This window comes from Candidatus Frankia alpina (assembly GCF_902806485.1).
In the GTDB taxonomy this organism is placed as follows: domain Bacteria; phylum Actinomycetota; class Actinomycetes; order Frankiales; family Frankiaceae; genus Frankia; species Frankia alpina.
Genome location: NZ_CADCWT010000417.1, coordinates 1 through 2,326, shown reverse-complemented (window position 1 = coordinate 2,326; position 2,326 = coordinate 1). Strand labels below are relative to the sequence as shown.

Sequence of the window (2,326 nt, the reverse complement as noted above, 5' to 3'; positions counted from 1 at the left end):
CGTGTGGTTCGACGGTGGTAATCGGTGGGGCCGTCATCCTTCCTGCCCGACCGCGGTCCGGTTCCGCCGAGAAGTCGAAGCCGCCCGCCGGGTGCCCCGGTTCTGCACCGCCGCCGTCCGCGACGCCGATCCCCGCGGCAGCCCGCCCTATCTGGTCACCGACTACGTTCCCGGCCCCACCCTCGCCCGCGCGGTCCGTCGCCGCCCGCTGCCTGGCGCCGAACTGGAACAGGTCGCGGTCAACATGGCCACCGCGCTCACGGTCATCCACGGCGCCGGAGTCGTGCACCGCGATCTGAAACCCGGCAACGTCCTACTGTCCCCGACCGGCGCCCGTGTCATCGACTTCGGCATCGCCACCGCCCACGGCATGACCGTGCTCGACGTCGAGCAGCACGTCGGAACCCCCGCCTACATGGCGCCGGAAGCCCTCGACGGCCACCCGCCCGGCCCAGCGATGGACATTTTCGCCTGGGGTGGCGTGGTCCTGTTCGCCGCCACCGGCACACCGCCGTTCCCCGAACAACCTCTCGCCCTACTGCCTCACCGGATCCGGCACGACGCGCCCGATGCCCTCCACCGGCTACCCGCGAGGTTGCGTTCCGTCGTCAGCGCCGCCATGGCCAAGCAGCCCGCCGACCGGCCAAGCGCCGAGCAGCTTTATCGACTCCTCATCGGTCCGACCCCCGTCCCGGCGCCCCCCATCGCCGCAGGCATCGGCGCCGGCCGATGGGTCCCCGACGTCGCCCACGGCCCGGACCCAGCAGCGCAGCCCAACCACTCCCCAGTCGTTCCGGCACCGGTACCGCCTGCACCCCGAGCCGTTCGACGGCGCCGCGCGGTGCTCACCGGGCTTGCCACCGTCACCGTCACCGTCACCGCCCTCATCGCCGCCGCCCTGCTCGCCCTGCGCACCGCGGACCGACGGGAACCCGCCGGGGCCCTCACCGCCGCACAGCGCAGCACCGCCAGCCGCACCCTGACCGCCGCCGCCCGCACCGCCACCCGACCCCGCGCTCGCCGAACGACTTGCCGTCGCCGCCTGGCGGCTCACCCCCACCGACGACAGCGCCGATGCCCTCCTGACCACCACCGCCAGTCACCTGCCCCCGCTCGCCGAAGCCGGACACGGCGGGCCGATCGCCAGCCAGGCCATCAGCCGCGACGGGCGGACCCTCGCCACCTCCAGCACCGACCAGACCGCACGCCTGTGGGACTTCACCCAGCCCACCGCCCTTGCCAGGCCGCTCGCCACGCTCCCGCACTCCGCCCAGGTCAACGGCGTCATGCTCAGCCCCGACGCCACCATCGCCGTCACCACCAGCGACGACGCCACCCTTCATCTGTGGAACACCACCGACCGCGCCGCCCCGACCGCGATCAGCACCCAGACCTTGCGCGACGCCGGGAACCCCATCGCCGCCATGTTCAACCCCGCCGGCACCCTGCTCGCCGTCACCACCAGCACCGGCGTGCTGTTCGTCCTCGACGCCACCGACCCGGTCCATCTGTCGATCCTCGCCACCGTCCACGCCCACGACGACGCCACCGGCACCGCGCTGTTCACCCCGGACGGCACCGTTCTTGCCACCAACAGCGTCGACGGCACCGTCCGCCTGTGGGACCTGACCACGCCCCGCAACCCTCAACCGCTGGCCCGCATCACCCCCAGCGGCCTACCACTGAACATCGCGCTCAGCGCCGACGGGCACACCCTCGCCACCGCCGACCTCGACGGCACCGCCACCCTGTGGGACATCACCGCCCCCCGCGCCCCACGACCGCTCAGCACCATCCATCCCGTCGATGGGGCATCCCGCGAGACCACCGGCACTGTCACCGCGCTCGACATCACCCGTCTCGCCACGACCGGTGCCGTGACCGCCGTCGCCTTCAGTCCCGACGTCACCCGCCTCGCCACAGCCGACGCCGCCGGCACCGCCCGCCTCTGGAACATCACCGATCCGCACGATCCAAGGCCGCTGGCCACCCTCACCAGGAACACCGCGACCATCAGCGCCGCCGACTTCACCCCCGACGGCTCCCGGCTGATCACCGCGGGCGACGACAGCACCGCACGACTGTGGGACCTTGACCCCGCCAGCGTCTCCCGCCGGGCCTGCGCCAACCCGTCCGGCCAGCTCACCCCCGCCGAAGGCACCAGGCGCTACCCCGAATTCACTATCAGTCGCCGTGTCCATCGCTGCCGACATCTGCCGCCTCGACGTCAACCGCACCGGCACCGCCACGGTGAAGCGCCAGGGCCCCGGGAAGATCGTTCTAGGTTGCGATCTGCTACACGGAGTATCGGCCCCGTTGTGCCGTC

General features: G+C 72.6%; 2 protein-coding genes and 2 pseudogenes. 3 read left to right on the top strand and 1 reads right to left on the bottom strand.

The genetic code is table 11. From position 1 onward, the window contains the following. Positions 1-271: hypothetical protein (locus G6R25_RS28425; protein ID WP_235949495.1), on the bottom strand; the 271-nt coding region annotated here is incomplete at its 3' end. On the opposite strand from G6R25_RS28425, the pseudogene G6R25_RS28420 reads away from it, so the two are divergent. From G6R25_RS28420 to G6R25_RS28410, 3 genes and pseudogenes are all read left to right on the top strand, one after another. Next, positions 152-610: pseudogene (locus G6R25_RS28420) on the top strand (protein kinase domain-containing protein); the annotation flags it as partial. The gene G6R25_RS28425 and the pseudogene G6R25_RS28420 overlap by 120 nt on opposite strands. A 472-nt stretch (positions 611-1,082) precedes the next feature. Further along, positions 1,083-1,175: pseudogene (locus tag G6R25_RS31060) on the top strand (hypothetical protein); the annotation flags it as partial. Positions 1,176-1,286: 111 nt separating this feature from the next. Then, positions 1,287-2,326 (top strand): WD40 repeat domain-containing protein (locus G6R25_RS28410; RefSeq protein ID WP_419469409.1); only part of this gene is annotated, 1,040 nt, incomplete at its 3' end.